This window comes from Paracoccus ravus (genome assembly GCF_004522175.1).
Classification (GTDB): domain Bacteria; phylum Pseudomonadota; class Alphaproteobacteria; order Rhodobacterales; family Rhodobacteraceae; genus Paracoccus; species Paracoccus ravus.
The window spans coordinates 152,615-176,311 of record NZ_SDEB01000004.1 but is presented as its reverse complement, the minus strand read 5'-3'; the positions used below and the strand labels follow the sequence as shown (position 1 = coordinate 176,311).

20 protein-coding genes are annotated in these 23,697 nt (G+C 64.7%); 12 read left to right on the top strand and 8 right to left on the bottom strand.

What is annotated here, in order from left to right; translation table 11 throughout:
* Positions 1-126 precede the first annotated feature (126 nt).
* The gene (locus ESZ60_RS05270) at positions 127-918 is read left to right on the top strand and encodes a PAS domain-containing protein (protein WP_134679374.1); all 792 of its coding nucleotides are present in this window, start codon (positions 127-129) and stop codon (positions 916-918) included.
* Between the two features lie 51 nt (positions 919-969).
* On the opposite strand, the gene ESZ60_RS05265 is transcribed toward ESZ60_RS05270, so the two are convergent.
* Complete coding sequence (locus ESZ60_RS05265) at positions 970-2,370, bottom strand: class II 3-deoxy-7-phosphoheptulonate synthase (protein WP_134679373.1); 1,401 nt, start codon at positions 2,368-2,370, stop codon at positions 970-972.
* A 116-nt stretch (positions 2,371-2,486) separates the two neighbouring features.
* Between ESZ60_RS05265 and ESZ60_RS05260 the strand changes: the two genes are divergently transcribed.
* The gene (locus ESZ60_RS05260) at positions 2,487-3,500 is read left to right on the top strand and encodes a GlxA family transcriptional regulator (protein ID WP_134679372.1); all 1,014 of its coding nucleotides are present in this window, start codon (positions 2,487-2,489) and stop codon (positions 3,498-3,500) included.
* A 24-nt stretch (positions 3,501-3,524) separates the two neighbouring features.
* Here ESZ60_RS05260 and ESZ60_RS05255 read toward each other — a convergent pair whose 3' ends face one another.
* The 3 genes from ESZ60_RS05255 to ESZ60_RS05245 all read right to left on the bottom strand — a co-directional run bounded on the left by ESZ60_RS05255 (position 3,525) and on the right by ESZ60_RS05245 (position 6,409).
* Complete coding sequence (locus ESZ60_RS05255) at positions 3,525-5,264, bottom strand: glucan ABC transporter ATP-binding protein/ permease (protein WP_134679371.1); 1,740 nt, start codon at positions 5,262-5,264, stop codon at positions 3,525-3,527.
* Between the two features lie 88 nt (positions 5,265-5,352).
* Positions 5,353-5,988, bottom strand: a complete 636-nt coding sequence (gene parA, locus ESZ60_RS05250) for a ParA family partition ATPase (RefSeq protein ID WP_134679370.1) — start codon at positions 5,986-5,988, stop codon at positions 5,353-5,355.
* A gap of 67 nt (positions 5,989-6,055) precedes the next feature.
* Positions 6,056-6,409, bottom strand: a complete 354-nt coding sequence (locus ESZ60_RS05245; RefSeq protein ID WP_134679369.1) for an antibiotic biosynthesis monooxygenase family protein — start codon at positions 6,407-6,409, stop codon at positions 6,056-6,058.
* 105 nt (positions 6,410-6,514) lie between these two features.
* On the opposite strand from ESZ60_RS05245, the gene ESZ60_RS05240 reads away from it, so the two are divergent.
* Positions 6,515-7,564, top strand: coding sequence for a dipeptidase (locus tag ESZ60_RS05240; protein ID WP_134679368.1), 1,050 nt, complete (start codon positions 6,515-6,517; stop codon positions 7,562-7,564).
* A 7-nt stretch (positions 7,565-7,571) separates the two neighbouring features.
* Here the strand turns inward: ESZ60_RS05240 and ESZ60_RS05235 are convergent, their stop codons facing one another.
* From ESZ60_RS05235 to ESZ60_RS05220, 4 genes are all read right to left on the bottom strand, one after another.
* Positions 7,572-9,107: a Ppx/GppA family phosphatase gene (locus tag ESZ60_RS05235; protein ID WP_134679367.1), complete on the bottom strand. Its 1,536-nt coding sequence runs from the start codon at positions 9,105-9,107 to the stop codon at positions 7,572-7,574.
* 68 nt (positions 9,108-9,175) lie between these two features.
* The gene (locus ESZ60_RS05230) at positions 9,176-11,341 is read right to left on the bottom strand and encodes an RNA degradosome polyphosphate kinase (protein ID WP_134679366.1); all 2,166 of its coding nucleotides are present in this window, start codon (positions 11,339-11,341) and stop codon (positions 9,176-9,178) included.
* The gene (locus tag ESZ60_RS05225; RefSeq protein WP_134679365.1) at positions 11,338-12,060 is read right to left on the bottom strand and encodes a P-loop NTPase family protein; all 723 of its coding nucleotides are present in this window, start codon (positions 12,058-12,060) and stop codon (positions 11,338-11,340) included. The genes ESZ60_RS05230 and ESZ60_RS05225 overlap by 4 nt, the downstream gene beginning before the upstream one ends.
* A 7-nt stretch (positions 12,061-12,067) precedes the next feature.
* On the bottom strand, positions 12,068-13,390 hold the full coding sequence (locus tag ESZ60_RS05220) for an AI-2E family transporter (RefSeq protein WP_134679364.1): 1,323 nt from the start codon (positions 13,388-13,390) through the stop codon (positions 12,068-12,070).
* 123 nt (positions 13,391-13,513) lie between these two features.
* On the opposite strand from ESZ60_RS05220, the gene proS reads away from it, so the two are divergent.
* The 9 genes from proS (at position 13,514) to mnhG (ending at position 23,695) form a co-directional block, all read left to right on the top strand.
* Positions 13,514-14,866, top strand: a complete 1,353-nt coding sequence (proS, locus tag ESZ60_RS05215) for a proline--tRNA ligase (protein WP_134679363.1) — start codon at positions 13,514-13,516, stop codon at positions 14,864-14,866.
* Positions 14,867-14,988: 122 nt separating this feature from the next.
* The gene (locus ESZ60_RS05210) at positions 14,989-16,155 is read left to right on the top strand and encodes an SGNH/GDSL hydrolase family protein (protein WP_134679362.1); all 1,167 of its coding nucleotides are present in this window, start codon (positions 14,989-14,991) and stop codon (positions 16,153-16,155) included.
* Between the two features lie 653 nt (positions 16,156-16,808).
* Positions 16,809-17,147, top strand: a complete 339-nt coding sequence (locus ESZ60_RS21235) for a hypothetical protein (protein ID WP_245155583.1) — start codon at positions 16,809-16,811, stop codon at positions 17,145-17,147.
* Between the two features lie 433 nt (positions 17,148-17,580).
* Complete coding sequence (locus ESZ60_RS05200) at positions 17,581-20,457, top strand: monovalent cation/H+ antiporter subunit A (protein ID WP_134679361.1); 2,877 nt, start codon at positions 17,581-17,583, stop codon at positions 20,455-20,457.
* Positions 20,457-20,801 (top strand): Na+/H+ antiporter subunit C, encoded by a 345-nt coding sequence (locus ESZ60_RS05195; RefSeq protein ID WP_134679360.1) that lies wholly within the window; start codon positions 20,457-20,459, stop codon positions 20,799-20,801. The genes ESZ60_RS05200 and ESZ60_RS05195 overlap by 1 nt, the downstream gene beginning before the upstream one ends.
* Positions 20,798-22,507 (top strand): monovalent cation/H+ antiporter subunit D, encoded by a 1,710-nt coding sequence (locus ESZ60_RS05190; RefSeq protein ID WP_134679359.1) that lies wholly within the window; start codon positions 20,798-20,800, stop codon positions 22,505-22,507. Before ESZ60_RS05195 ends, ESZ60_RS05190 begins: the two co-directional genes overlap by 4 nt.
* Entirely contained in the window at positions 22,504-22,992 is a 489-nt protein-coding gene (locus ESZ60_RS05185; protein ID WP_134679358.1) for a Na+/H+ antiporter subunit E, read from the top strand. Before ESZ60_RS05190 ends, ESZ60_RS05185 begins: the two co-directional genes overlap by 4 nt.
* On the top strand, positions 22,989-23,273 hold the full coding sequence (locus ESZ60_RS05180; protein WP_134679357.1) for a K+/H+ antiporter subunit F: 285 nt from the start codon (positions 22,989-22,991) through the stop codon (positions 23,271-23,273). The genes ESZ60_RS05185 and ESZ60_RS05180 overlap by 4 nt, the downstream gene beginning before the upstream one ends.
* Positions 23,270-23,695 carry a monovalent cation/H(+) antiporter subunit G gene (mnhG, locus tag ESZ60_RS05175; RefSeq protein WP_134679356.1) on the top strand — a complete coding sequence of 142 codons (426 nt, stop codon included), beginning with the start codon at positions 23,270-23,272 and terminating at the stop codon, positions 23,693-23,695. Before ESZ60_RS05180 ends, mnhG begins: the two co-directional genes overlap by 4 nt.
* Positions 23,696-23,697: the final 2 nt, after the last annotated feature.

Here is a 23,697-nt window from a genome sequence, read left to right as displayed (position 1 = left end):
GACCGGGCCGCGGGGTCAAGCCCCGGCCCGCCTCGCTTAACCCTTTGTCAAGAAATTCCTCGGTCACGGAGCCAAGTCGCGCTAATCTTGCCGGGTATCACGAGTATTTCTGGTTAGGTTCGTCATATGCCCGAGGATTCCGGCCGCGATTCCGGCCCCGAGAAAAATGCCTCCCTGCGCCCGCTACATCCGGTCGCGGGTAAACTTCTGCATCTCGGGGATCATGGCAAAATGGGCGCGGATCGGATTCTGCACGAGGTGCGCAGCTACTGGAACGGGTTGCGCGACGGCAGGGCGGTTCCCTGCCGGGCCGATGTCGATCCGCGCGGCATGCGGCGGGCGCTCGATCATGCCTTCATCCTCGAACGGATCGCGCCGGGTGCCGCACGCATCCGGCTCGCCGGTCGCCATCTCGTGGATCTGATGGGGATGGAGGTGCGGGGAATGCCGATCTGTGCGCTTCTGAGCACGACATCGCGCGGGCGGTTCTCTGATGTGCTGGAAAGCACGTTCAAAGCACCGCAGATCGCCGAGATGACGCTGTGCTCGCAGGCGGCCTATGGACGGCCCGAATTGCAGGGAAAGATGCTGCTCTTGCCGCTGCGCTCCGATCTGGGCGATGTCACGCGTGCCTTGGGTTGCATCGTGGCCGAAGGAACGCTGGGGATTGCGCCACGGCGTTTCGACATGACCGCCGATGCGGTCTTTCCAGTCATCCGCGGCGCGCAGGTGCTCGACCCCTCCCCCTCGGCAAACGGCCTGACGGGCCGGCCGCAGGACGCGAAACTTCCCGCCGCGACGCGTTCCAACCCGGCGGCCAGCGCGCCACTCACGGAACCCGGTCCCGAGGAACGCCGCGCCCGCTTTCGCGTCATCAGCAACGAGCCTCAGACCTGGAGCCCACCCCACAGAATGTAAAAGAGCGGCAGACCGGATCTGCCGCTCGCTTGGCTTCGGTGCCAATCTTGCTTAGCCAGCCCTGACCCGGCGCGAATTGTCGACGCGGCGATTGCGCAGCTCTTCTGCAACCAGGAATGCCAGTTCCAGCGACTGGCTGGCATTCAACCGGGGATCACAGGCGGTGTGATAGCGGTCGGACAGATCCTCATCGGTGACGGCGCGGACCCCGCCCGTGCATTCGGTCACGTCCTTGCCGGTCATTTCGAAATGCACGCCGCCGGGGATGGTGCCCTCGGCGCGATGCACGGCAAAGAATTCGCGGACCTCGCGCAGCACCGATTCAAAGGGCCGGGTCTTGTAGCCGGAGGGCGATTTGATCGTGTTGCCATGCATTGGATCGCAGGACCAGACGACCTTGGCGCCTTCGCTTTCCACCGCCTTGATCAGGCGCGGCAGGTGGTCGCCGACCGAGCCTGCGCCGAAACGCGCGATCAGCGTCAGGCGGCCCGGCTCGTTTTGCGGGTTCAGTTTCCACAGCAGCGCCTTGAGGTCGCTGTCCGAAATCGAGGGACCGCATTTCAACCCGATCGGGTTTTGAACCCCGCGCGCGAATTCAACATGCGCGCCGTCGATCTGGCGCGTCCGGTCGCCGATCCAGATCATGTGCCCAGACCCCGCCACAGGCAGGCCGGTGGTCGAATCGATTCGGCACAGCGCCTCTTCATATTCCAGAAGCAGGGCCTCGTGGCTGGTATAGAAATCGACCGTGCCCAGCCCATGCGCGGTTTCCGAAGTCACCCCGGCCGCCGCCATGAAGGCCATGGCATCGCTGATCCGGTCCGCGATGTCGCGGTAGCGCGCAGCTTCCTCGCCGCCGGTGAAATCACTGATCCAGCTTTGAACGCGATGCATGTCGGCATAGCCGCCGGTCGAGAAGGCGCGCAACAGGTTCAGCGATGCCGCAGCCTGGGTATAGGCGGCAAGCATTCGCTGCGGATCGGGGATGCGGGCCTCGGCGGTGAAATCGAAGCCGTTGATAATGTCGCCGCGATAGCTCGGCAATTCGGTGCCGTTCAGCGTCTCGGTCGCGGCCGAGCGGGGCTTGGCGAATTGGCCCGCCATGCGACCGACCTTGACCACGGGAAGCTGCGCGCCCCAGGTCAGCACGATCGCCATTTGCAGCATCACCTTGAAGGTGTCGCGGATATTGTCCGCCGAGAATTCGGCGAAGCTCTCGGCGCAGTCCCCGCCCTGAAGCAGGAACGAGCGCCCCTCTGACACGTCGGCAAGCGAGGCCTTGAGCCTGCGCGCCTCGCCGGCAAAGACCAGCGGCGGAAATTTGGCCAGTTGGGTCTCGACGGCATTCAGGGCGGATTGCTCGGGATAGTCTGGCATCTGGAGGCGCGGATAGGCGCGCCAGCCGCGCTTGTCCCAAGCCTGGGTTGCGGTAGCGGTTTTCTGCGATGCCATGATCCTGTCCTCCTGACGATGGTGAAAGGGGTATAGTGCTTCAAGCTGGCGCTGAAAAGCCTTGCGCGCGACGGCGGGGCCTGCTGATCTGCGCCCATTATCGCATAATCCCACCCATGCCAGATTCACTTCGAGCCCCATCCGCGACTTCCGCCCCCGGACAGACCCGTCCCAGGCGCTATCATTTCCTGCTGCTTGAACGCTTTACGATGATCTCTTTCGCTGCCGCGATCGAGCCTTTGCGGCTGGCGAACCGCATGGCCGGCCAGAGGCTCTACGACTGGCGGATCATCGGCGAGGCGGCGGATTTTGCCATGTGCTCGAATGGCGCGCGCATCGCCTTGGATGCCGGACTGGGAGAAACCGGGCGCGAGGACACGATTCTGGTTTGCGGCGGGCTCGACATCGTGCGGGCGGGCACCCGCGCCATCCTCGCCTGGCTCCGGCGCGAGGCGCGGCGCGGGGCGCGGATCGGCGCGGTCTGCACCGGGGCATGGACACTTGCCGAGGCCGGCCTGCTCAATGGCCGTCGTGCGACAATCCATTGGGAAAACCAGGACGGGTTCGCCGAGAAATTTCCCGATATCCTTCTGATCCGGACGGTATTCGTCGAGGATGGCAACCGCCTGACGGCTGCCGGAGGGACCGCGGCCATCGACCTCATGCTGCATGAGATTGCCCGCGATCATGGCAGCGCGCTGGCCAATCGCGTCGCCGATCAGATGATCCATACCTCGATCCGGGGCACGGACGATCAGCAGCGCCTGTCGATCCCGACGCGCATCGGCGCGCGTCACCCCCGGCTTGCCCAGGTCATCGCCCGGATGGAGGCCAATATCGAAGAGCCTCTCAGCCCCACGCGGCTCGCGCTGGATGCCGGCATGTCGCCCAGACAGCTCGAACGGCTTTTCGCGCGCTATGTCGGACGCACGCCCAAGCGCTATTATATGGAGTTGCGTCTGGAACGTGCCCGCAATCTGCTGGTCCAGACCGAGATGAGCGTGATGGAGGTCGCGCTTGCCTGCGGTTTCGCCTCGGCGTCGCATTTCTCGAAATGCTATCGCACGACCTTTGGCAATTCGCCCTATCGGCGAGGATTTCCCGAAGGGGACGAGGCGAAGACCGGCTGAGACATCCCCTTCAGGCCGCAGTTTTCAGCCCTCTTTCGGCTCGACGATCGCGCCCTCGCGGACAAGATGGGCAAACAGCCCGTCCTGCCCGGCAAGTTCGCGGAAAGTCCCCCTTTCGACGATGCGACCGCCATCCAGAACCAGAATCTGATCGGCCGAGGCCACGGTCGACAGGCGATGCGCGATGATCAACGTCGTCCGGTTTGCCCTGAGCTTGTCGATCGCCCGCTTGATCCTGGCCTCGGTGGCGGGATCCAGGGCCGAGGTCGCTTCGTCGAGGATCAGGATCGGGGCGTTCTTGAGCACGGCACGGGCAATGGCGATGCGCTGGCGTTCGCCGCCGGACAGCGCATTGCCGCGCTCGCCGATGACGAAGCCATAGGCACCGGGCTTGCGCAGGATGAACGGATGGGCTTCGGCAAGACGGGCCGCCTGCTCGACCTCGGCATCCGTCGCATCAGGACGGCCGATTCGGATATTCTCGGCGATCGACCGGTTGAACAGCCCCGCCTCTTGAAACACCACAGCGATATTGGCGCGAAGCGAGGCCAGCGTCACCGCGCCTATGTCCTGCCCGTCGATCAGGATCGTCCCGGCATCGGGCTGGCGCAGGCGCTGCAGCAGCGCAAGCGTCGTCGTCTTGCCCGAGCCGGTTGGACCCACCAGCGCGATGGTCTGGCCGGGCAATGCCTCGAAGGACAGGTCGAACACACCCTGCTCGCTTGCCGCAAAGCGGTAGGTCACGTCGCGATAGGCGACATGGCCCAGAACGGGCTGGGCCAATGCCTCGGCATCGGGCCTGTCATCGACTTCGGCAGGGGCATCGAGCAGGTCGAAATAGCTGCGGATGACAGGTGTCGCACGAAACACGTTCCCGACAAAGGCCGAGAGCCGGTCAAGCTGTCCGACCATCAGCCCCGCGAATGCGCCGAATGAGACGATCTCGCCCACGCTGATCTCGCCCCGCTGCGCGAGGATCGCGCCTGCGGCAAAGATCACCACCATTGTGATGGTCGCCGCGGCGCGCGTCAGGACGGTCAGCAGCCCCCACCAGGTCAGGACGGGATATTGCGCCGCGAGCAGCTTTGCCGTCATCTGCCGCATCGCCTGCATCTCGCGGGCAAAACGCGAATAGCTCTGCACCACCGTCACATTGCCAAGCACATCCCCGACCCGGCCATAGAGCTGGCCGGAATAGGTCTCGACCTGGGCCTGACCTTCGCGGGTCTTGCGGATCACCAGGATATTGATGGCCAGATAAACCGCGCCCAGCACCACGAGGATCATCGCCATGCGCGGGTCGAGGCTGATCGCGGTCGGGATCAGCAGCACGATCCCTGCCAGAGCCGTCAGCTGCTCGCGCAGGATGCCGAGCCAAAGCGCGAAAAGCGCATCCGTCCCGGCAAGGATCGCACGCACGACCGTGCCCGTCCCTTTTGAGGCGTGATAGGCGATCGGCAGGGTGATCGCGCGGCTGTAAGCTTCGCCCAAAGCGGCAAGACGCGCCCGATGCGCCAGCCGGTCCGAGGCGACCGCGGTGACCGCCGAGGCAAAGATCCCGAACAGTCCGAACGCCGCCCAGAGCCCGATCAGGGCAAAGGCCCCGCTGCCCTGCGCAAGCCGGTCCACCATCCGGCCAAAGATGACGGGCTCGGCCAGTTGCACCACGGCAATCGCAACCCCGGTCGAGGCAAGCAAGGCCGCGCGCAGTTTCTCGCGCCCCAGCAGCGTGACCGTCCGGCGATAGACCTCGGCCGTCGCCATGCCGCCTTGCCTCATGCCCGCAGCCTCTTGCGTTTGAAGGGTCGCAAAAAAGACTGGGGTAACCTGCCGTCACGTCAAGAGGGAATTCTCAGGGCAGCCAGGACAGGACTTCGTCGGCCAGCGCCTCGATCTCGCCCCGGGCGATCGGGCTGCGCGCCGTGTCGGCGGCCCCGAGGCCCATGCCCAGCGTCTCGGCATAGGCGACACGATTCGCGATCTGGACTGCGGCGACCTCGGCCCCCAGTTCGCTCGCCTTTCCGGCGATCTCTCCGACAAGACGCGTGTTCGGGCGGGTCCGGTTCAGCACGATCAATGTCTCGCATTTCTCGCGCCTGGCCAGGTCGAGAACGCCTTCGGTCGCCCAGAGATCCACCTGACTGGCCGCGACGGGCACGATGACCAAGGCCGCCACGCGCAGGGCCGGGCGCAGATCGCTGTCGATCTTGGGCGGCGTGTCGATGATCACGAAATCATGGTGCTTCTTCAGCTTCTCGGATTCGTAGCTGGCGCCCCAGGCCGAGGAGGTGCTGAACTCAAGCCCGGCATCCTCGCCCAGCCGCTCGAGCCGCTCCAGAAACCAGCGCCCCATGCTGCCCTGCGGATCGGTGTCGAGCAGCGCAACGCTATGACCCCGCCCACGCAAGGCGACCGCCAGATTGACCGCGATCGTCGTCTTGCCCGAGCCGCCCTTTTGCTGCGCCACGGTGATGATGCGTCCCGCCATGATCGCCCCTCGCCCTTGCCCTTGTCGGTTCAGGACAGACTAGGGGCGGCGTCCCGGCATTGCACGATCAATTCGCAACTGCAGCATCGGGATTCGCAGGCAACTGCCAGGTTTCGACAACTTCATACATCACCGGCTCGAAATGGCGGCACATGGCATGGATCAGCCGGTTGCGCGCGCGCATTTCGGGACTGCGCAGCATCGCCTTGTAATCGTCGCGGTCGCGCCATTGCGAATAGGTGGCGATCCGGGTCTGTGCGTCATTGAGATGCACCGCACCCGAGACATAGCCGGGCTGGCGGCTGATCACCTGATCATAAGCCTCGTTCAGAGCGTCGATCACGTCATGGGCCGTTCCGGGCGTCACCTCGAAGGTGCAGATCACCGTCTGGCCGGGGAATTCCTTGGCGATCTTGGTCATGGCTGGGTCTCCTCACCTCGCTCTTTCCAGATTACGCCGAAATCCGCCCGGTTGAAGGTCTTTTGCCGAACGCGCATGTTGCGCCCGACAATTCAGGAGACCGACATGATTCCGGTATTTGACGGGCATAACGATTTTTTGCAGCGCATGGTCGATGCAGGTGCGGCACGAGACAGCCTTTGGCTCAAGGGTGACGGCACCGGCCATATGGACCTGCCGCGGATGCAGGCAGGCGGGCTTGCGGGCGGTTTCTTCGCGATCTGGACGCCCTCGCCGGAATCGGATCTGGATGCGGCATTAGCCGTGATGAAGGAAAACCCGCCCTTCTCGCTGCCCCTGCCCGATGAGGTCTCGAACGCCGATTCCCTGCCCCGCGCGCTGGCGCAGGCCGGGCAATTGATGGCGATGGAGCGCACGGGCACGCTGGCGATCTGCCGCAGCGCCGCCGATATCCGCGCCGCGATGGAGGCGGGCAAGATCGCCGCGATCCTGCATATCGAAGGGGCCGAGCCCATTGCCGACATGGATGCGCTGCATGTCTGGCACGCGATGGGGCTGCGCTCGCTGGGGCCGGTCTGGTCGCGCCCGACCCGCTATGGTCATGGCGTGCCCTTTGCCTTCCCCGGCTCACCCGATACCGGGCCTGGCCTGACCGAGGCGGGCAAGGATCTGGTGCGCGAATGCAACAAGCTTCGCATCATGCTGGACCTGTCTCATCTGAACGAGAAGGGCTTCGACGACATCGCCGCGCTTTCCGACGCGCCGCTGGTCGCAAGCCATAGCTGCGCCCATGCCGTCGCGCCCAGCACGCGCAACCTGACCGACCGGCAATTGCAGGTGATCGCCGAAAGCGGCGGCCTTGTCGGGCTGAACTATGCCGTGGGCTTCCTGCATCCCGAGGGCCGCCGCGATCCGATGCAGGGCTTCGAGGTCATCCTGCGCCATCTCGATCACCTGCTGAACGTCCTCGGCGAGGATGGCGTGGCGCTGGGTTCGGATTACGACGGCGCGCAGATGCCCGAGGACCTGTCGGACGCCTCGAAGGTGCAGAATATCGTGCAGGCCATGCTGGATCACGGCTACGGGCCGGAACTGACCGCCAAGATCGCCCATCGCAACTGGATAGGCGTGCTCGAGCGGACCTGGGGGGCCTGAGCCCCCTTCAGGGGGCGATGACCACCGGCTCCGCCCCCAGTGCCGAGGCCAGCGAGTTGAAGCGTGCGAGCGCCACCTCGCCCATCAGCGCCTGCCCGGTTTCGGTCAGGCGCAGCTCGACCTGTTTCTTCTTCTGCGAATATTTCAGCCTGCCGGCCTCGGCCGGATCCTTGATCGAGAACATCGCGCCAAAGCGCATGGCCTTGCCCAACACCTCGGCATCGCGGATCTCGGCCTCGCTCAGCAGGCTGAAGAGCGGTGCCATCGCGGAATTGGCGCGGCTGTTGCGATAGCGGTGCAACAGCGAAAGCCCAAGAAAAATCCGTTCGTTATGCGACAAAGCTGCCATGTTCGAACGAGTGACATTGTCGAAACAGGCATCCGCCCGGTAATCGGGATGCGTGCGCCAGGTCGTGTCATGCAAGAGGCAGGCCGCCTTGATCAGCCTTTCCCGCGAGGGTTCAGGGTCTTTGAAAAGCGGCTCGAGGAACTGGTAAAGCTTCTTGCCAAAGCCGGGCATCCGGGCCATCTGGCGCTCGGCAAATCGCGCCGCCTCGATCAGCGGATCGCGCGCGCGCAGGTTTTGCGGCATCTGTTCGTAAAGCAAGCCCTCGCGGATCCCGTAGGACGACACCGCCAGCGAGGGCGGCGCAAAGGCCTTGACCAGTTCCCGCAGCACCTGGCTGGCCAGCGGGACAAGCTCCATCCGGCTGGACGAGATCCCAAGCTTGCCGCGCAACTGGCCCAGATCCTGCTTTGCGATCCAATCCACCGTATCGGCGACGCTGTCGGGCGTCATGCGATATTCATGCAGCACCGTCATCGGATAATCGGCGCGCTGCATGTCCAGCCGCGCAATCGCCCGCCAGGAACCGCCGACAAGATAGATCTGCTCGTGCTCGGTGCCCATCTTGCGGGCCGCGTCCTCGATGATGGCGCGGATATGGTCGCGCAGATCGGCCGGCTTGACCTGTTGCAGTCGGAACGGCCCGAGCGGAGTGGTAATGCGGCGGCCAACCTTGCCATCGGCCAGTTCCGCGAGTTCCATCGAGTTGCCGCCGATATCGCAGACCAGCCCCCTCGCCTCGGGCCAGCCCAAGAGCACGCCCTGGGCCGAAAGACGGGCCTCTTCCTCGCCGTCGATGACCCAAAGGCGCAGCCCGGTCTCGGCCTCGACCGCCTTGCGAAAGGCGGGGCCGTCCTCGGCCTCGCGCACGGCCGCCGTGGCGACGCAGGTCAGGGGCTTGATCCCCATGCCATCGGCCAGGGCCGCGAACCGCTTCAGCGCGGCCATGCCACGGCGCGCGCCTTCGGGATTGAGACGGCCCGTGACGGCTAACCCCTGCCCCAGCCCGGCCATGACCTTTTCATTGTAAAAATAGGCGGGCGAGCGCGCCGCGCCGTCAAAGACCACCATTCGGATCGAGTTCGAGCCGACATCGACCACGCCCACCCGGCTCAACGCCCTTTCGGTCAGCCGCTCGAAAAGAGAGCGACCAAAGGGTTCGATGGTCTGTCCGCTTGTGGTCATGACACCGTTCATCGGCTTCCTTTCGTTTCCGTGCCCGTGCTGCGGCGGCAAGAGTTGGATGGGGCATTAACCTTTCAAGGTCAATCCGCCGAATGGGTGAGGGCGGGCACATCCTTGGCCCCCTTGGTACCCCGGCCGGAAAGTGACGGATTCTCCATGAAGAATTTATGACAATTGAACAGGTCCTCACGGCCGGCGGGCAGGTATCTGAGATATCGGCCATCGGGCTGCAAAAGCCAGCTTTGCGCCTCGTCGGCCAGGTTCGCCGCCATGATCTGGCTGGTGATCTGCGCCTTCACCGTCTCGTTATGGCATTCCACCAGCGTCTCGACCCGGCGCGAGAGATTGCGCCCCATCCAATCCGCCGAACTCATGAAGACCCGCGCCTTTTTCGACGGCAGCCCATGGCCATTGCCGAAGCACACGATCCGGGAATGTTCGAGAAAGCGCCCGACGATGGATTTCACGCGGATATTCTCGGAGAGGCCCTTGATGCCGGGGCGGAGGCCGCAGATGCCCCGGATCACAAGATTGATTCGGACCCCTGCCGCGCTTGCCTCGTAGAGCGCCTCGATCACGTCCTTTTCGATGACGCTGTTCATCTTGGCCCAGATCTCGGCGGGGCGGCCACGCCGGGCATATTCCGCCTCGCGTCCGATCAGCTCGATCAGGGTTTCCTTGAGGTCGATCGGCGAGATGGCGAGGTTTTCCAGCCCGTCGGGCTGCACATAGCCCGACAGAAAGTTGAAGACCTTCGAGGCATCGCGCCCCAGCGCCGCGTCGCAGGTGAAAAGCGACAGGTCCGTATAGATCCGCGCCGTGATCGGGTGGTAATTCCCGGTGCCGAAATGGGTATAGGTCACCAGCTGATCGCCCTCGCGCCGGACCACGGTGCTGATCTTGGCATGGGTCTTGTACTGCATGAAGCCATAGACGACATGCGCGCCGGACCGCTCCAGCCGCCGCGACTGACGGATATTCGCGGCCTCGTCGAAACGGGCCTTCAATTCCACGAGCGCGGTGACCGATTTCCCCGCCTCAGCCGCCTCGCACAGCGCATCCACGATCGGACTGTCCCGCGACGTGCGGTAAAGCGTCTGCTTGATCGCGACCACGTTCGGGTCCAGCGCGGCCTGATTGAGAAAACGCACCACCATGTCGAAAGTCTCATAGGGATGGTGCAGCAGCATGTCCTTTTGCCGGATGGCCGCGAACATGTCGCCCTCATGGTCCTGCACGCGCTCGGGAACGCGCGGGAAAAAGCCCGGCCATTGCAGGTCGCGGCGGTTGTCCAGCACCAACTCGCGCAGATCGGCCATGCCCAGCAAGCCTTCGACCTCGACGACCTCCTCGGGGGTGACATGCAGTTCCTGCATGATCAGGCGGCGCATCCGGTCGGGCGCGCCCGCGGTAATCTTGAGCCGGATCACCGAGCCACGACGGCGGCGCTTCAGCGCGGTTTCGAATTCGCGGACCAGATCCTCGGCCTCTTCCTCGACCTCCAGATCACTGTCGCGCAGCACGCGGAAGGCGCAATGGCCGATGTCGCGATAGCCCGGAAAAAGGCTCGGCAGATGCATCAGCAAAAGGTCTTCGAGCCGCAGGAAGCGCTTGCCGCCCGGAAGTGCCACGAAGCGCGCGATCTGCTGCGGGATCGGCAGAAGGGCCTGCATCTGCCGCCCGTCGCTTTCCCGCGCCAGTTCCACCGCTAGCGAAAAGCCGAGGTTCGGGATGAAGGGAAAGGGATGGGCCGGGTCGATCGCCAGCGGCGAGAGCACCGGAAAGACCTGCTCGGTGAAATAGCGGCGCAGGAATTCCTCTTCGGCGCGGGTGACGCGTGAGCGCGACAGGATCGAGATCTCGGCCAGTTCCATCTCGCGGCGCAGCCCGTTCCAGACCGCCTGCTGCGCGCCCATCAGCCGGCGCGCATCGGCATTGACCAGCGCAAGTTGCTGAGAGGCGGTCAGCCCATCATCGGAAATGGACGCATTGCCTTCGCGGACAAGCTCGCGCAGGCCCGCAACCCGGACCGTGTAGAACTCATCGAGGTTGGTGGCCGAGATGGACAGGAAGCGCAGCCGTTCCAGCAAGGGCACGCGGGGATTGCGGGCCTCGTCCAGAACGCGCCAGTTGAAGCTGAGCCAGCTTATCTCGCGGTTGAAGAACCGGGCCGGACCCTCGGGCGTGCCCTCGGGCAGTTCGCGGGGTTGCGGAAAGGGATTGCGAAGGTAATCGGCCTGGGTCATCGGGTCTCAATCGGCAAGGACAATGCAGAGGTTGGATCTGGCGGCGAGAGCTTGTCCAGAAGCTCGGCGGCCAGACGTCGGGTGACGGGACGGCGGTCGGCAAGCGACTTGCGGTCGATCGCCGCGACGAGATGACGGGCAAGGCCGAGGTCACGCTCCATCCGCAGCGCGAGCCAATCCACCACGTCGGGCGCGACCTGGATCTGGCGGTCGGCGAAGAGCTTGACCAGCACCGCGGGCAGAAGCGCGTCATCGGGCGGGCCCAGCACCGCCTGCGCCGCGGATTCAAGCCGCGACAGCAGGTCCGGCAGGGCGATGCCCCAGTCCCGCGGCGGCATCCGGGCGGTGATCAGCAAAAGGGCCTTGCGCGCTCCGGCAAGGTTCCACAGGTGAAAAAGCGCGTCCTCGGCCTCGGAGATCCCGGCAATTTCATGCGCGCTCTCGACCACCAGCGCGCCGCCCCAAGGGGCCAGCATGCCGACACCGGCGGGCGAGATCGTCGCGGCCCGGATGACCCTCGCGCCATGCTCTTCGGCCCAGAACCGCGCTAGATGGGATTTGCCCGCCCCGGCCCCTCCGATTAGCAGAAGCCGGCCATCGGGCCAGCGGTTCGGCGCGTCGAGCATCGCGACCGCGTCACGATTGGCGGCCGTGGTCAAGAAATCGTCCCGCGACAAGGCGGGCGGAATGGTCAGATCCAGGGCCAGTTGGCGCTCCAAGGATCAGCTATCCTTTCTCGGTCTGGTCATCGTCATTGCGCCGCGCCTCGCGGAAAAGTTCGGCGGGCGAAGGCGGCCCCGCGGTTTGCGAGACTGAGGCTCCGGGATGGCGCATGCGCATGCGGGCCTGATGCTCTTCGAGCATATCCGCCAGTTCCTGCTGGTGATGCAATTCGGCGACGCGCCGGTCATGGGAAAGCTGGGCCATGCGGCGCTCGCGCTCGACCGTGCCGCGCGGCACCAATTCAATCATCGTGGGCGGGGGCGGCGGTGGGGGAACCTCGCGCCCGGTGTAAAGCGCGCTCTCTTTGTAGCGTCCGACGGCATAGCGCACCACGACGCCAAACCCTGCGGCCAAGGGCACCGCCACGAGCAGGCCGACAAAGCCAAACAGCGTCCCAAAAACCGTCAAAGCAAGCATCAGCCAGACCGGGTGCAGCCCGACGCTGCCGCCCACGATCTTCGGCTGGAGGTAATTCCCCTCGACCATCTGGCCGATGACAAAGATCGCGATCACCGCGGCGATCCAGATCGGCTCGCCCCAGAAGCTGAACAGCGCGACCCCGATGGCGGTCGCCCCGCCGATCAGCACCCCCACATACGGAATGAAGGATAACGAGGCCGCCAGCACGCCGATCGCGATCCCAAAGGGCAATCCCACGAGCCCCAGCCCAAGGGAATAGAATGTTCCCAGAATCAGGATCACCAGCCCCTGGCCGCGCACGAAGCCGGACAGCGCCTCGTCGATCTCCGAGGCCAGCCGGCGGATCGTAGGTGCGTGCTCGCGGGGCAGCAACTCATCGAGGCGCGCCACCATCTTGTCCCAGTCGAGCAGCAGATAGAAGGCCACGACCGGCACGATCACGATCAGGGCCAGCATGCTGACCACCCCCATGACCGAACCAAGCACGGTGCTGACCAATTGTCCGCCCTTGGCGCTGACATTCTTGGCCGCATCGGCAAGGGCGGTGTTCAGTGTGCTGCCTTCGGTAAAGATCTGCGGAAACCGCGCCATCAGGAATTGCTGCAACCGCTCGGCCATTTCGGGCGCAGTGTTGATCAGGGCGGTCGTCTGTCGCACGAGCACCGGCATGACGACAAGCACGGCGACGACCACGATCAGGATCGCCAGAAGCGTGATCACCACGACCGAAAGCGTGCGCGACAGGCCCAGCCGTTCAAGCCGGTCCGCCACCGGGTCCAGGAGATAGGCCACGCCTGCCCCCAGGATGAAGGGCAGGATCGCATTGCCCAAAGTCCAGAGGATCACGAGCAGCGCAAAAAGCGCCCCGGTCCAGTACCATACCTGCTTCTGAGCCGGCAACCTCATGGGCGTTCTCTCCGTAACCCCGCGTCACCGACTATTTGGAACGTCCTGACGCGGCTTGCAAGGAAGGTTGCCCCGTCAGTCCTGCTGCGGTAACTCCCTGAACGCCAACATGAGGATAACACCATGCGTCTGTCGCGCTATTTCATGCCCGTTCTGAAGGAAGACCCGAAGGAGGCCCAGATCGTCAGCCACCGGCTGATGCTGCGCGCCGGCATGATCAAGCAGCAGGCAGCGGGCATCTATTCCTGGCTGCCGCTGGGCTTCAAGGTCCTGAACCGGATCCAGCAGATCGTCCACGAGGAACAGCAGCGCGCCGGCCATATCCCGATGCTGATGCCGACGCTGCAATCGGCGGATCTGTGGCGCGAAAGCGGCCGCTATGACGATTACGGCGACGAGATGCTGCGCATCAAGGACCGCCACAAGCGCGACCTGCTTTACGGCCCCACCAACGAGGAAATGGTCACCGACGTGTTCCGCAGCCATGTGTCCTCCTACAAGGACCTGCCGCTGACCCTCTACCACATCCAGTGGAAGTTCCGCGACGAGATGCGCCCGCGTTTCGGCGTGATGCGTGGCCGCGAATTCCTGATGAAGGATGGCTACAATTTCGACCTCGACCGCGACGCCGCGCTGCACGCCTATAACCGCCATCTCGTGAGCTATCTGCGCACCTATGAGCGCATGGGCCTGCAGGCCATCCCGATGCGCGCCGATGGCGGGCCGATCGGCGGCGATTATACCCATGAATTCCTTGTTCTGGCGGAGACCGGCGAATCCGAGGTTTTCTATGACAGCCAGATCACCGATCTGAAATTCGGCGCGCGCGAGATCGACTATGACAGCGTCGCTGAGTGCCAGGCGGTGCTGGAGGAATTCACCAGCCGCTACGCCCGCACCGATGAGACCCATGACGAGGCGATCTTCGCCGAGGTCCCCGAGGAACGCCGCCGCTCGGCCCGCGGCATCGAGGTGGGCCAGATCTTCTATTTCGGCACGAAATATTCGGAAGCCATGGGCGCCACCGTGGTCGGCCCCGATGGCAACCGCGTGCCGGTCGAAATGGGCAGCCACGGCATCGGCGTCTCGCGCCTCTTGGGTGCGATCATCGAGGCCAGCCATGACGACAAGGGAATCATCTGGCCCGAGGGCGTGACCCCCTTCCATGCCGGCATCGTCAATCTGAAACAGGGCGATGTGGCGACCGACAGCGCCTGCGAGGCGCTTTATGCCGAGCTGAAGACCCAGGGGCTGGACGCTCTCTATGACGACCGCGACGAGCGCGCGGGCGCAAAATTCGCCACCATGGATCTGATCGGACTGCCCTGGCGCATCACCGTCGGTCCGCGCGGTCTGGCGAATAACAAGGTCGAACTGACCTCGCGCCGCAGCGGCGAGTCGGTCGAAATGTCGCCGCAAGAAGCCGTGCTGCGCTTGAAAGAGATCTACAAACCGGTGTTTGACGCGGCCTACTGACAGCGCCGCCCAGTTGCGGAGGCGCGTGACCTCCTGCCGCAACCGGGCGGAAACCTGCCGTTTTGGTGCAGTGGACAGCGGGTATCCGCCTACCCCATCATCCCTCGCGTCGGGGAGGGCCGATGCGCAGGGCACGGAGAACACTTGTCTTTCTATTGCTCGCGGGGGCGATCGCCACCGCGGCTGCGGTCTGGGCCTGGCCCAAGCCCGCCCGACCGACCATTCCCGTGCCCTCGGTCGCCCTTGCGCCCGGCGAGGGCGGGACCTGGCTCGACGCCGCCCTCGTGCCCGAACAGCCCGATCTCGTGGCGCTGCCTTTGCTGGTCACGGGACGCGCCTCGGCTGGGCCCAAGGGCGCGCTCTTGCAGGAATGGCCTGGTTTCCATGCCGAGGCGCGGTTTTCGGGCACATCCGTCTCGGTGCGGTTTCAGGACAATGTCAATCGCTGGCGCGTGCTGCTGAATGACGGACGCGCCGGGCAGGTCGAAATCTCGCGCCCGGGCGTCACGGATCTGCGTATCCGAGGCCTCACGGCCGGAGAATACCGCATCCGGGTGGAAAAGATCAGCGAATCCTCGATGCCGACCAGCTTTGGCGGCATTCTCATCGGCGCGGATGCAGCGCCCCTACCCGCCCCGCAACCGGCCCCCCGGCTGATCGAATTCATCGGCGATTCGGACACGCTCGGTTTTGCCAACGGCGCCCAATTGCGCGACTGCAGCGAGGAAGAGGTCTTTTCCGCGACCGATACGAGCCGCAGCTTCGGCCCGCAGGTCGCCGCGCGTCTGGGGGCGGATTACCGCATCATCGCACGCTCCGGGATCGGGCTATTGCGCAACTTTGGCGGAGCAAGCCCGATGGCGCGCATGCCGGGGCGCTACCCGCTGGCCCTGCCCAGTGAGCCAAGTGCCGCGCGCCAACCCGAGCAGCCCGCCGATATCGTCGTCACGGCGCTTGGCTCGAATGATTTCGGCTCGGACCTGACCGAAGGCGAACCCTGGCCCGACCGGGCCAGCCTCAGCCGCGATTTCGGCCCGGCGCTGCTTGAGTTTCTGCGCGCCCGCGTCCGCGACAATCCCGCGGCGATGCAAGTGCTGCTTGCATTCGGGGAATATGGCAGCGATCTGATCCGGCCCCATCAACTCGCCGCCGAGGCCCTGCGCGCCGAGGGGGTGCGGACATTGCTCGTCCCGCTGCCGAAACTCCAGCGCACTGCCTGCGCCTGGCATCCCTCGGACGAGGACCACAGGATGATCGCGGATTGGCTGGTCGACGCGATAACCCGGTAAACCGGAAAAAAACGCTGCGAGATAGATGCATTCGTCTTGGTCTGGCGTCGTAATATTCCGCGCCGAACTGGAGGAAATGCGCCAAACCCTCGATCTGTTCGGCTCGGAAATTCATCGCGACCGGGCGCAGGACGGCGCCAGATAGATCAAAAATCACACGGGACTGACCATTCCACCCGCCAATGTGACCTTCGGGAGTTTCGATACAGTCGGACGCATCCAAGCCTCTGTCGCAAGCCTTGGATAATGCGCGGCGCAAATCAGTTGCTGATCGAGGCCGCCGCGCGATACGGGTTCCCGCCCTATGCCCAATCCACCGATGTGATCGAGGTCCGGCTGGCCGCGCAGCAAGCGACTTCGGAAAATGGATCGACATCAGTTTCGCGGTCAAGAGCAATCCCAATCCCGCCCCCTCGACTGGAGGTGAAACCTGCCCGGTCAACCCGACATCACTTCGGGGGGCTCTCCCCTGACCTTGCGCTGGCGGCGGATTGGCTCCCCGCCCACATCAACTTTACCGGTCCGGCCAATTGCGAGGCGGAACTGCGCGCCGCGATCCAGGCGGGTATGGGCGGGCTGGTGGACGAAAACCTGCGCGAGGCGCGGCGCGCCGATGCCATCGCCACCGAGATTGGCCGGATGCGGCCCCCCATTTGGGTATCGCGCCCGACCGCATGCCAAGGGATTTCGGCGACCAGATGGCGGCGCGCCCCAGCGCCTTCGGCCTCGATATCGAGGAAGTGCCCGAGAGCCTGCCCGTCTTCGCCGCCCCGCCCCATCTGCGCATCGTCGGGCTGCACATCCATTGCGACACGCAATGCCTGCGTGGCGAGGCGAACACAACGATCTCGGGCCCGTCGCTGCCGGGATCAGCCCCGACCCGGATCGGCGCAAGGCCCATCCGCGGATGGCGACGACGAAGATGGTGCTGGACCTCGGCCGCAGCGGCGGGCCGAGCGGCAATCTGGCGGCCTCGGGCAATTTCGGCATGATGATCCGGCGCACCCCGCTGATGCACCGGATCGGCCCCAGCGCGGCGCTCGAGGAAAAGCACGATATATCCCGGCCCGCTCTGCACCTCGATCGGCAAACTTGGCAGCGGGGTCATGCTGCCCCGCATGGCGATCTGCTCGCGGTGCATGGCGGGGGAGCCTATGGGCCAAGGGCAAGCCCGCTGCGTTTTCAGCACACATCCGCTGCCCACCGAGGTCATGGTGAGCGGCGGCCAGATCCGGCAGGTGACCCGGCTGCGCCGGGAATGGGCGTAAGAAGCGCCTCAGCATTGGCGCGAAAACATTTGCAAACGCGATAAAAAAGCGGTGATCGCATCCACTGATGCCAGGTTTTTCCCGAGTTGATCAGTTGTGTTTTCCCATGCCGGTCCTTTACAGTGAGGCATAGCTCCCCAGCCCCCGAAGGACGTCGATGGTCGAACAGAACCTGTTGCTCTTGCTTGTTCTGACGCCCTTCATCTCGGCCGCCCTGGCGGCGACATTGCCCGTTCAATCCCGCAATGCCGAAACATGGCTCGCCGGGCTTACCATGGCGCTCGCTCTGGTGATCCTCGCGGTCCTGGCCCCTGCCGTCACCGGGGGCGGCAAGGTCATCCGCCATGTCGAATGGGCCAGCACCATCGGGCTGGATCTGACCTTCCGTATCGACGGTTTCGCCTGGCTCTTCATGGTGCTGGTGGCGGGGATCGGGATGCTCGTGCTGGTCTATGCGCGCTATTACATGGCGCCCGAAGATCCCGTGCCCCGGCTCTACGCCTTTCTTCTGTGCTTTGCCGGATCGATGGCCGGGTTGATCCTGTCGGGCAATATCATCATGCTGGTGGTATTCTGGGAGTTGACGAGCCTGGTCTCGTTTCTGCTGATCGGCTATTGGCACCATCGTCAGGATGCCCGCGATGGTGCCCGCATGGCGCTGATCGTCACCGCATCGGGAGGGCTGTGCCTGATGCTTGCGATGATCCTGCTGGGCCAGATCGTCGGCAGCTACGATCTGGACGAGGTTCTGGCCGCGGGCGAGCGGATCACCAGCCATCGGCTCTATCCCATCGCTCTGATCCTGTTCCTGCTGGGTGCATTCACCAAATCGGCACAGTTCCCGTTCCATTTCTGGCTGCCCAACGCCATGGCGGCCCCCACGCCGGTCTCGTCCTATCTGCATTCTGCGACCATGGTGAAGGCGGGGGTATTCCTGCTCTTGCGCTTTCACCCGGCGCTCGGCGGAACCGATGAATGGTTTCAACTGGTCACAGGGGCCGGATTGATCACCCTGCTGATCGGAGCCTTTGTCGCGCTGTTCAAGCATGACCTGAAAGGGCTTCTGGCCTATTCGACGATCAGCCATCTGGGTCTGATCACGGCGCTGGCGGGGATCGGCACACCGCTCGCGATCATGGCGGCGGTCTTTCACATCGTGAACCACGCCGTGTTCAAGGCCTCGCTTTTCATGGCCGCGGGGATCATCGACCACGAGACCGGCACCCGCGACATGCGCCGCCTGTCGGGGCTGGCCCGGGCCATGCCGGTGACCGCGACGCTGGCGATCATCGCCTCGGGCGCGATGGCGGGCGTGCCGCTGCTGAACGGGTTCCTCTCGAAGGAAATGTTCTTCGAGGCGACCTATGTTTGGAACAATGGCAGCCCCATCGACAATGCGGCGCCCTATGTCGCGGTGCTGGCGGCGGCGCTTGGCGCGGCCTATTCGCTGCGCTTCATCGTGACGGTGTTTTTCGGCCCTCCCGCGCGCGATCTGCCGCATGAGCCCCATGAGCCACCGGCCCTCATGCGGCTGCCGGTCTTTGTCCTCGTGGCGGCCTGCCTTTGCGTGGGTATCGCGCCACATGCCTTGTTGGGGGGCTGGCTCGAAAACGCCGGGATCGCACTTCTGGGCGACGACCTGCCCGAATTCAGTCTCAAGATATGGCACGGCGTAAATCCGGCCCTGGTGATGAGCGTGATCGCCATGATCCTGGGGATCGCCATCTATCTGGTGCCGCGGCGCTGGATCGACCGCGGCGAAGAGGGTCTGGGGCTCTTGTCCCTTGTCGCCTTCGGCCCCGCCTTCGAGGCGATGCTTCAGTTTCTGACCCAACGCCTGCCGCGAAGCCTGTTGCGGATCGCCAACGCGCCGGGCCTTCAGGCCCAGATGCGGGTCATGGTCCTGATCGGCATGGCGGCGGCCTTTCTGTCGCTGCAGCCGCTGGAATGGAACATCAGCCCGCCGCCGATCGGGGCCCGCGAACTGGTCTTTGTCCTTTTGTGGCTGATCGGCGGGACCTGCGCGATCGGCGCGGCCTGGCAGGCCAAATACCACCGTTTCGCAGCGCTGATCCTGACCGGAGGCGCGGGGCTGGTCACCTGCACGACCTTTGTCTGGCTTTCAGCCCCGGATCTCGCCGTGACCCAGCTTCTGGTCGAGATCGCCACCACCGCGCTTCTGCTTCTGGGACTGCGCTGGCTGCCCAAGCGCGACGAAGAGATCGCCGCGGACGAGACCCCGCGCGCCCGCTTCCGCCGCTTGCGCGACCTGTTGATCGCAGTGACCTGCGGCGGCGGGATGACCGCGATCGCGCTTGCCGTGCTGCTGACCCGGCCCGGAAATTCCGTGGGCGACTGGTTCCTGCGCCATTCCTATGTCGAGGGCGGCGGCACCAATGTCGTCAATGTCATCCTGGTCGATTTCCGCGCCTTCGACACTTTCGGTGAGATCGCCGTTCTGGCCATCGTGGGCCTGACCGTCTATGCCCTGCTGCGGCGTTTCCGCCCCGCGCCGGAAAGCGTCTCGCGTCCCCGCCCGCAGCGCGAGGCCGAGGAACAGGCGCTCGAGGCCTATCTCTTTATCCCGGCCATTCTCATGCAATGGCTCTTTGCGCCGATCATCGCGCTGTCGGCCTATCTGTTCTTTCGCGGACATGACCTGCCGGGGGGCGGCTTTGCGGCAGGGGTGACCTTTGCGATCGGGCTTCTGCTTCAATATGTCGCCTCGAACGTGCGCTGGATCGAGGCGCGGCTGACGATCCTTCCGGTGCGCTGGATGGGGGTCGGCCTGATCATCTCGGCCTCGGTCGGAACGGGATCTTGGATTTTTGGCGCGCCGTTCCTGACCACGCATTACCGCTATCTGGATCTGCCGCTGATCGGCAAGGTCCCGGCCTCGACCGCCATGCTCTTTGACCTGGGGGTCTTTGCGGCGGTGGTCGGCGCGATCGTTCTGGTCCTGATCGCGATTGCCCACCAGTCGCTGCGCATCGCTCCGCGCGCCCGCAATACCGAGCCCGAGGAGACGCTCTGATGGAACTGGTCCTTGCCCTGGCCATCGGCGTGCTGACCGGATCGGGCGTCTGGCTGCTGATGCGGCCCCGCTCGTATCAGCTCATCATCGGGCTTTGCCTACTGGCCTATGGGGTCAATCTGTTCATCTTTTCGATGGGCCGGCTCTATGTCGGGGCCGCCCCCATCATGCCCAAGGGCGGCTTCGTCGATCCGACGGCCTATGCCGACCCCTTGCCGCAAGCGCTGGTCCTGACCGCCATCGTCATCAGCTTCGCCACCACGGCGCTGTTTCTCGTGGTGATGATCGCGGCGCGCGGCACGAGCGGCACGGATCATGTCGATGGCAAGGAGCGCGAGCAATGAGCGCGGATCTGCCAAATCACATGATCATAGCGCCGATCCTGATCCCGATGGTCGCCGGCGCGATCATGCTGTTCTACAATGACCGCGACCGCCAGACCAAGCTGGTGATGGGGCTGGTCGCGGCCGGGTTGACCTTCCTTGCGGCAAGCGAACTGCTCGCCGATGCCAAGGCCCTGACCGATCAGGGCGCGCCTGTGGTGACGCTCTATCGGCTGGGCGATTGGCCTGTCCCCATCGGCATCGTTCTGGTTCTGGACCGGCTTTCGGCGATGATGGTGATGCTGAGCGCGCTTCTGGCGGCTCCGGCTCTGATCTATGCGGCGGCGGGATGGCACGGCAAGGGCCAGCATTTCCACAGCATGTTCCAGTTCCTGCTTGCCGGGGTAAACGGCTCCTTCCTGACCGGAGACCTGTTCAATCTCTTCGTGTTCTTCGAGGTGATGCTGGCCGCGTCCTACGGTATCATGCTGCACGGATCGGGCGCCGAGCGGATCAGGGCCGGGCTGCATTACATCGCGATCAACCTCGCCGCCTCACTGTTTTTCCTGATCGGCGTCGCGCTGGTCTATGGCACGACCGGCACGTTGAACATGGCCGATATCGCCCGCAGGCTCGCGGATCTGGACGAGGCGCAGCGCCTGCTGTTCCATGCGGCCGCGGGCTTTCTGGGCGTGGCCTTCCTGACCAAGGCGGCGGCATGGCCGCTTTGCTTCTGGCTGCCTCCGGCCTATGGCGCGGCCTCGCCGCCCGCGGCGGCGATCATGGCGATCATGACCAAGGTCGGGCTTTATGTGATCCTGCGCATGTCGCTTTTGGTGCTCGGCCCCGAGGCTGGGCCATCCTCGGGGTTTGGGGCGGCGGTCCTGATGATCTGCGGGCTTCTGACGATGAGCTTTGGCGCGGTGGGCATCCTCGCCACGCCGCAACTGGTGCGCAAGGGCGGCTATCTCGCGATCATCTCGTCGGGTACGGTGCTGACCGCGATCGGCTTCGTGCAGGCCGGAGGCGGTGCCGATCTGCTGGGTGGCGCGCTATACTATCTGATTGCCTCGACCGCGGCGATCTCGGCGTTTTTCCTGATCGCAGAACCCGTGTCGCGCGATGACGAGACGGCCGAACAATCGCCCGATCAACCAAGGCTCGAACCCGCCAGCGAGCGCTGGGAATGGACGCCGATGGGGCTGGACACGGTCGATGACACGGCGCTTCCGGCCAGTTCGCGCACAGTCTCATGGCTGACCATGGCGATCTGCTTTGCGCTGATTTCGGCCATGCTGGCCGGGTTGCCCCCGCTGCCGGGCTTTATCGGCAAATTCGCGATGCTGCGGGGCATGATCGACACCAATATCGGACTGTCGGGCGCGCTGCCGACCATGCTGTGGATTTACGCGGCGCTGCTGATCCTGTCGGGCCTCGCAGCGCTGATCGCACTGATACGCTTTGGGCTCAGGCGTTTCTGGGCCGAGGCCGGCCCCTCTCCGCGCATCCTCGCCCTCGAGGTCGTGCCGGTTCTCTTGCTGCTGGGTATGATCCTGCTGCTGACGGTGCGGGCCGATGCCGTGCTGTCCTATGCGCGCGAGACGGCGCAATCTCTGCTCAGCCCCGCGGTCTATCGCGAGGGCGTCCTGGCCCATGCCGCCCGTGTCGATGCCGCCCCGCCGCAGAACCACGCCCCCTATGAGCCGCCAGCCGAGGAGGAGCCATGAGGCAGTTGATCCCTCATCCGCTGCTGTCGGGCAGCCTGGTGCTGATGTGGCTTCTGCTCACGCGGTTCTCGCCAGGCCATCTGGTCCTGGGCAGCATGATCGCGCTGCTCGCGGGATGGACGGTCGAGCGCCTGACCCTGGCCCGGCCGCGCATCCGGCGTTGGCAGGCCATTCCCCGCCTGGCCGGGCTTGTGGCATGGGACATCCTGAGATCGAATATCTCGGTCGCCCGCGTCTTGCTGCTGGGGCCGAACCATCCGGATTATCATTCCGGCTTCATCGAATTGCGGCTGACGCTGCGCGACCAGAACGCGCTGGCGCTTCTCGCCATCATCCTTGCCGCGACGCCGGGAACCGCATGGCTGGAATATGATCGAGAATCCGGGCGGCTGCTTTTGCATGTTCTGGACCTGCGCAGCGAGGATGACTGGCAGGTGCTGATCCGCGACCGCTATGAACGCCTGCTGGGGGAGATTTTCGAATGAGCGCTGGCCTGATCCTGCAATATGCGCTGAGCTATGCGCAGATCGCCCTGATCCTTTCGATCGCGATGACCTGCTGGCGGATGCTGCGCGGACCGCGCGCCCAGGACCGCGTGCTGGCGATAGACACCATGTATATCAACGCGATGCTGCTGTTTCTGCTGATCGGGATGGGCAATGGCAATGTCTTCTTCTTTGAAAGCGCGTTGGTCATCGCCATCCTGGGCTTTGTCACCACGGTCTGCGCGGCGAAATTTCTGATGCGCGGCGAGGTGATCGAATGACCCATCTGGAAGCGCTTCCTCCGCTCGCCGCCCTGCTCATCGCGCTGCTCGTCGTCTGCGGATCGAGCCTGGCGCTTTTGGGCAGCGTCGGGCTGGTCCGGCTGCGCAGCTTTTATCAACGCATCCACGCGCCGACCCTGTGCTATAGCTACGGGACATTTCTGATCATCCTGGCCTCGATGGCGATGTTCTCGCTCGCCGAGGCGCGGCCGGTGCTGCATGAATTCGTCATCGGAGGCTTCATGCTGATCACGCCGCCGATCAGCCTTCTGATGCTGGGCCGGGCCGCGCTACGGCGCGACCGGGATGTCAAGCTGGGCCATGACGAAGTCGTGCCTCCGCATATTCCCGCCAGCGAGGCGCCCGAAGGGGCGCCGCGCGACCTGACGCGCTATGGCGCCGGGCCAAGCGACGAGGGCTGAAC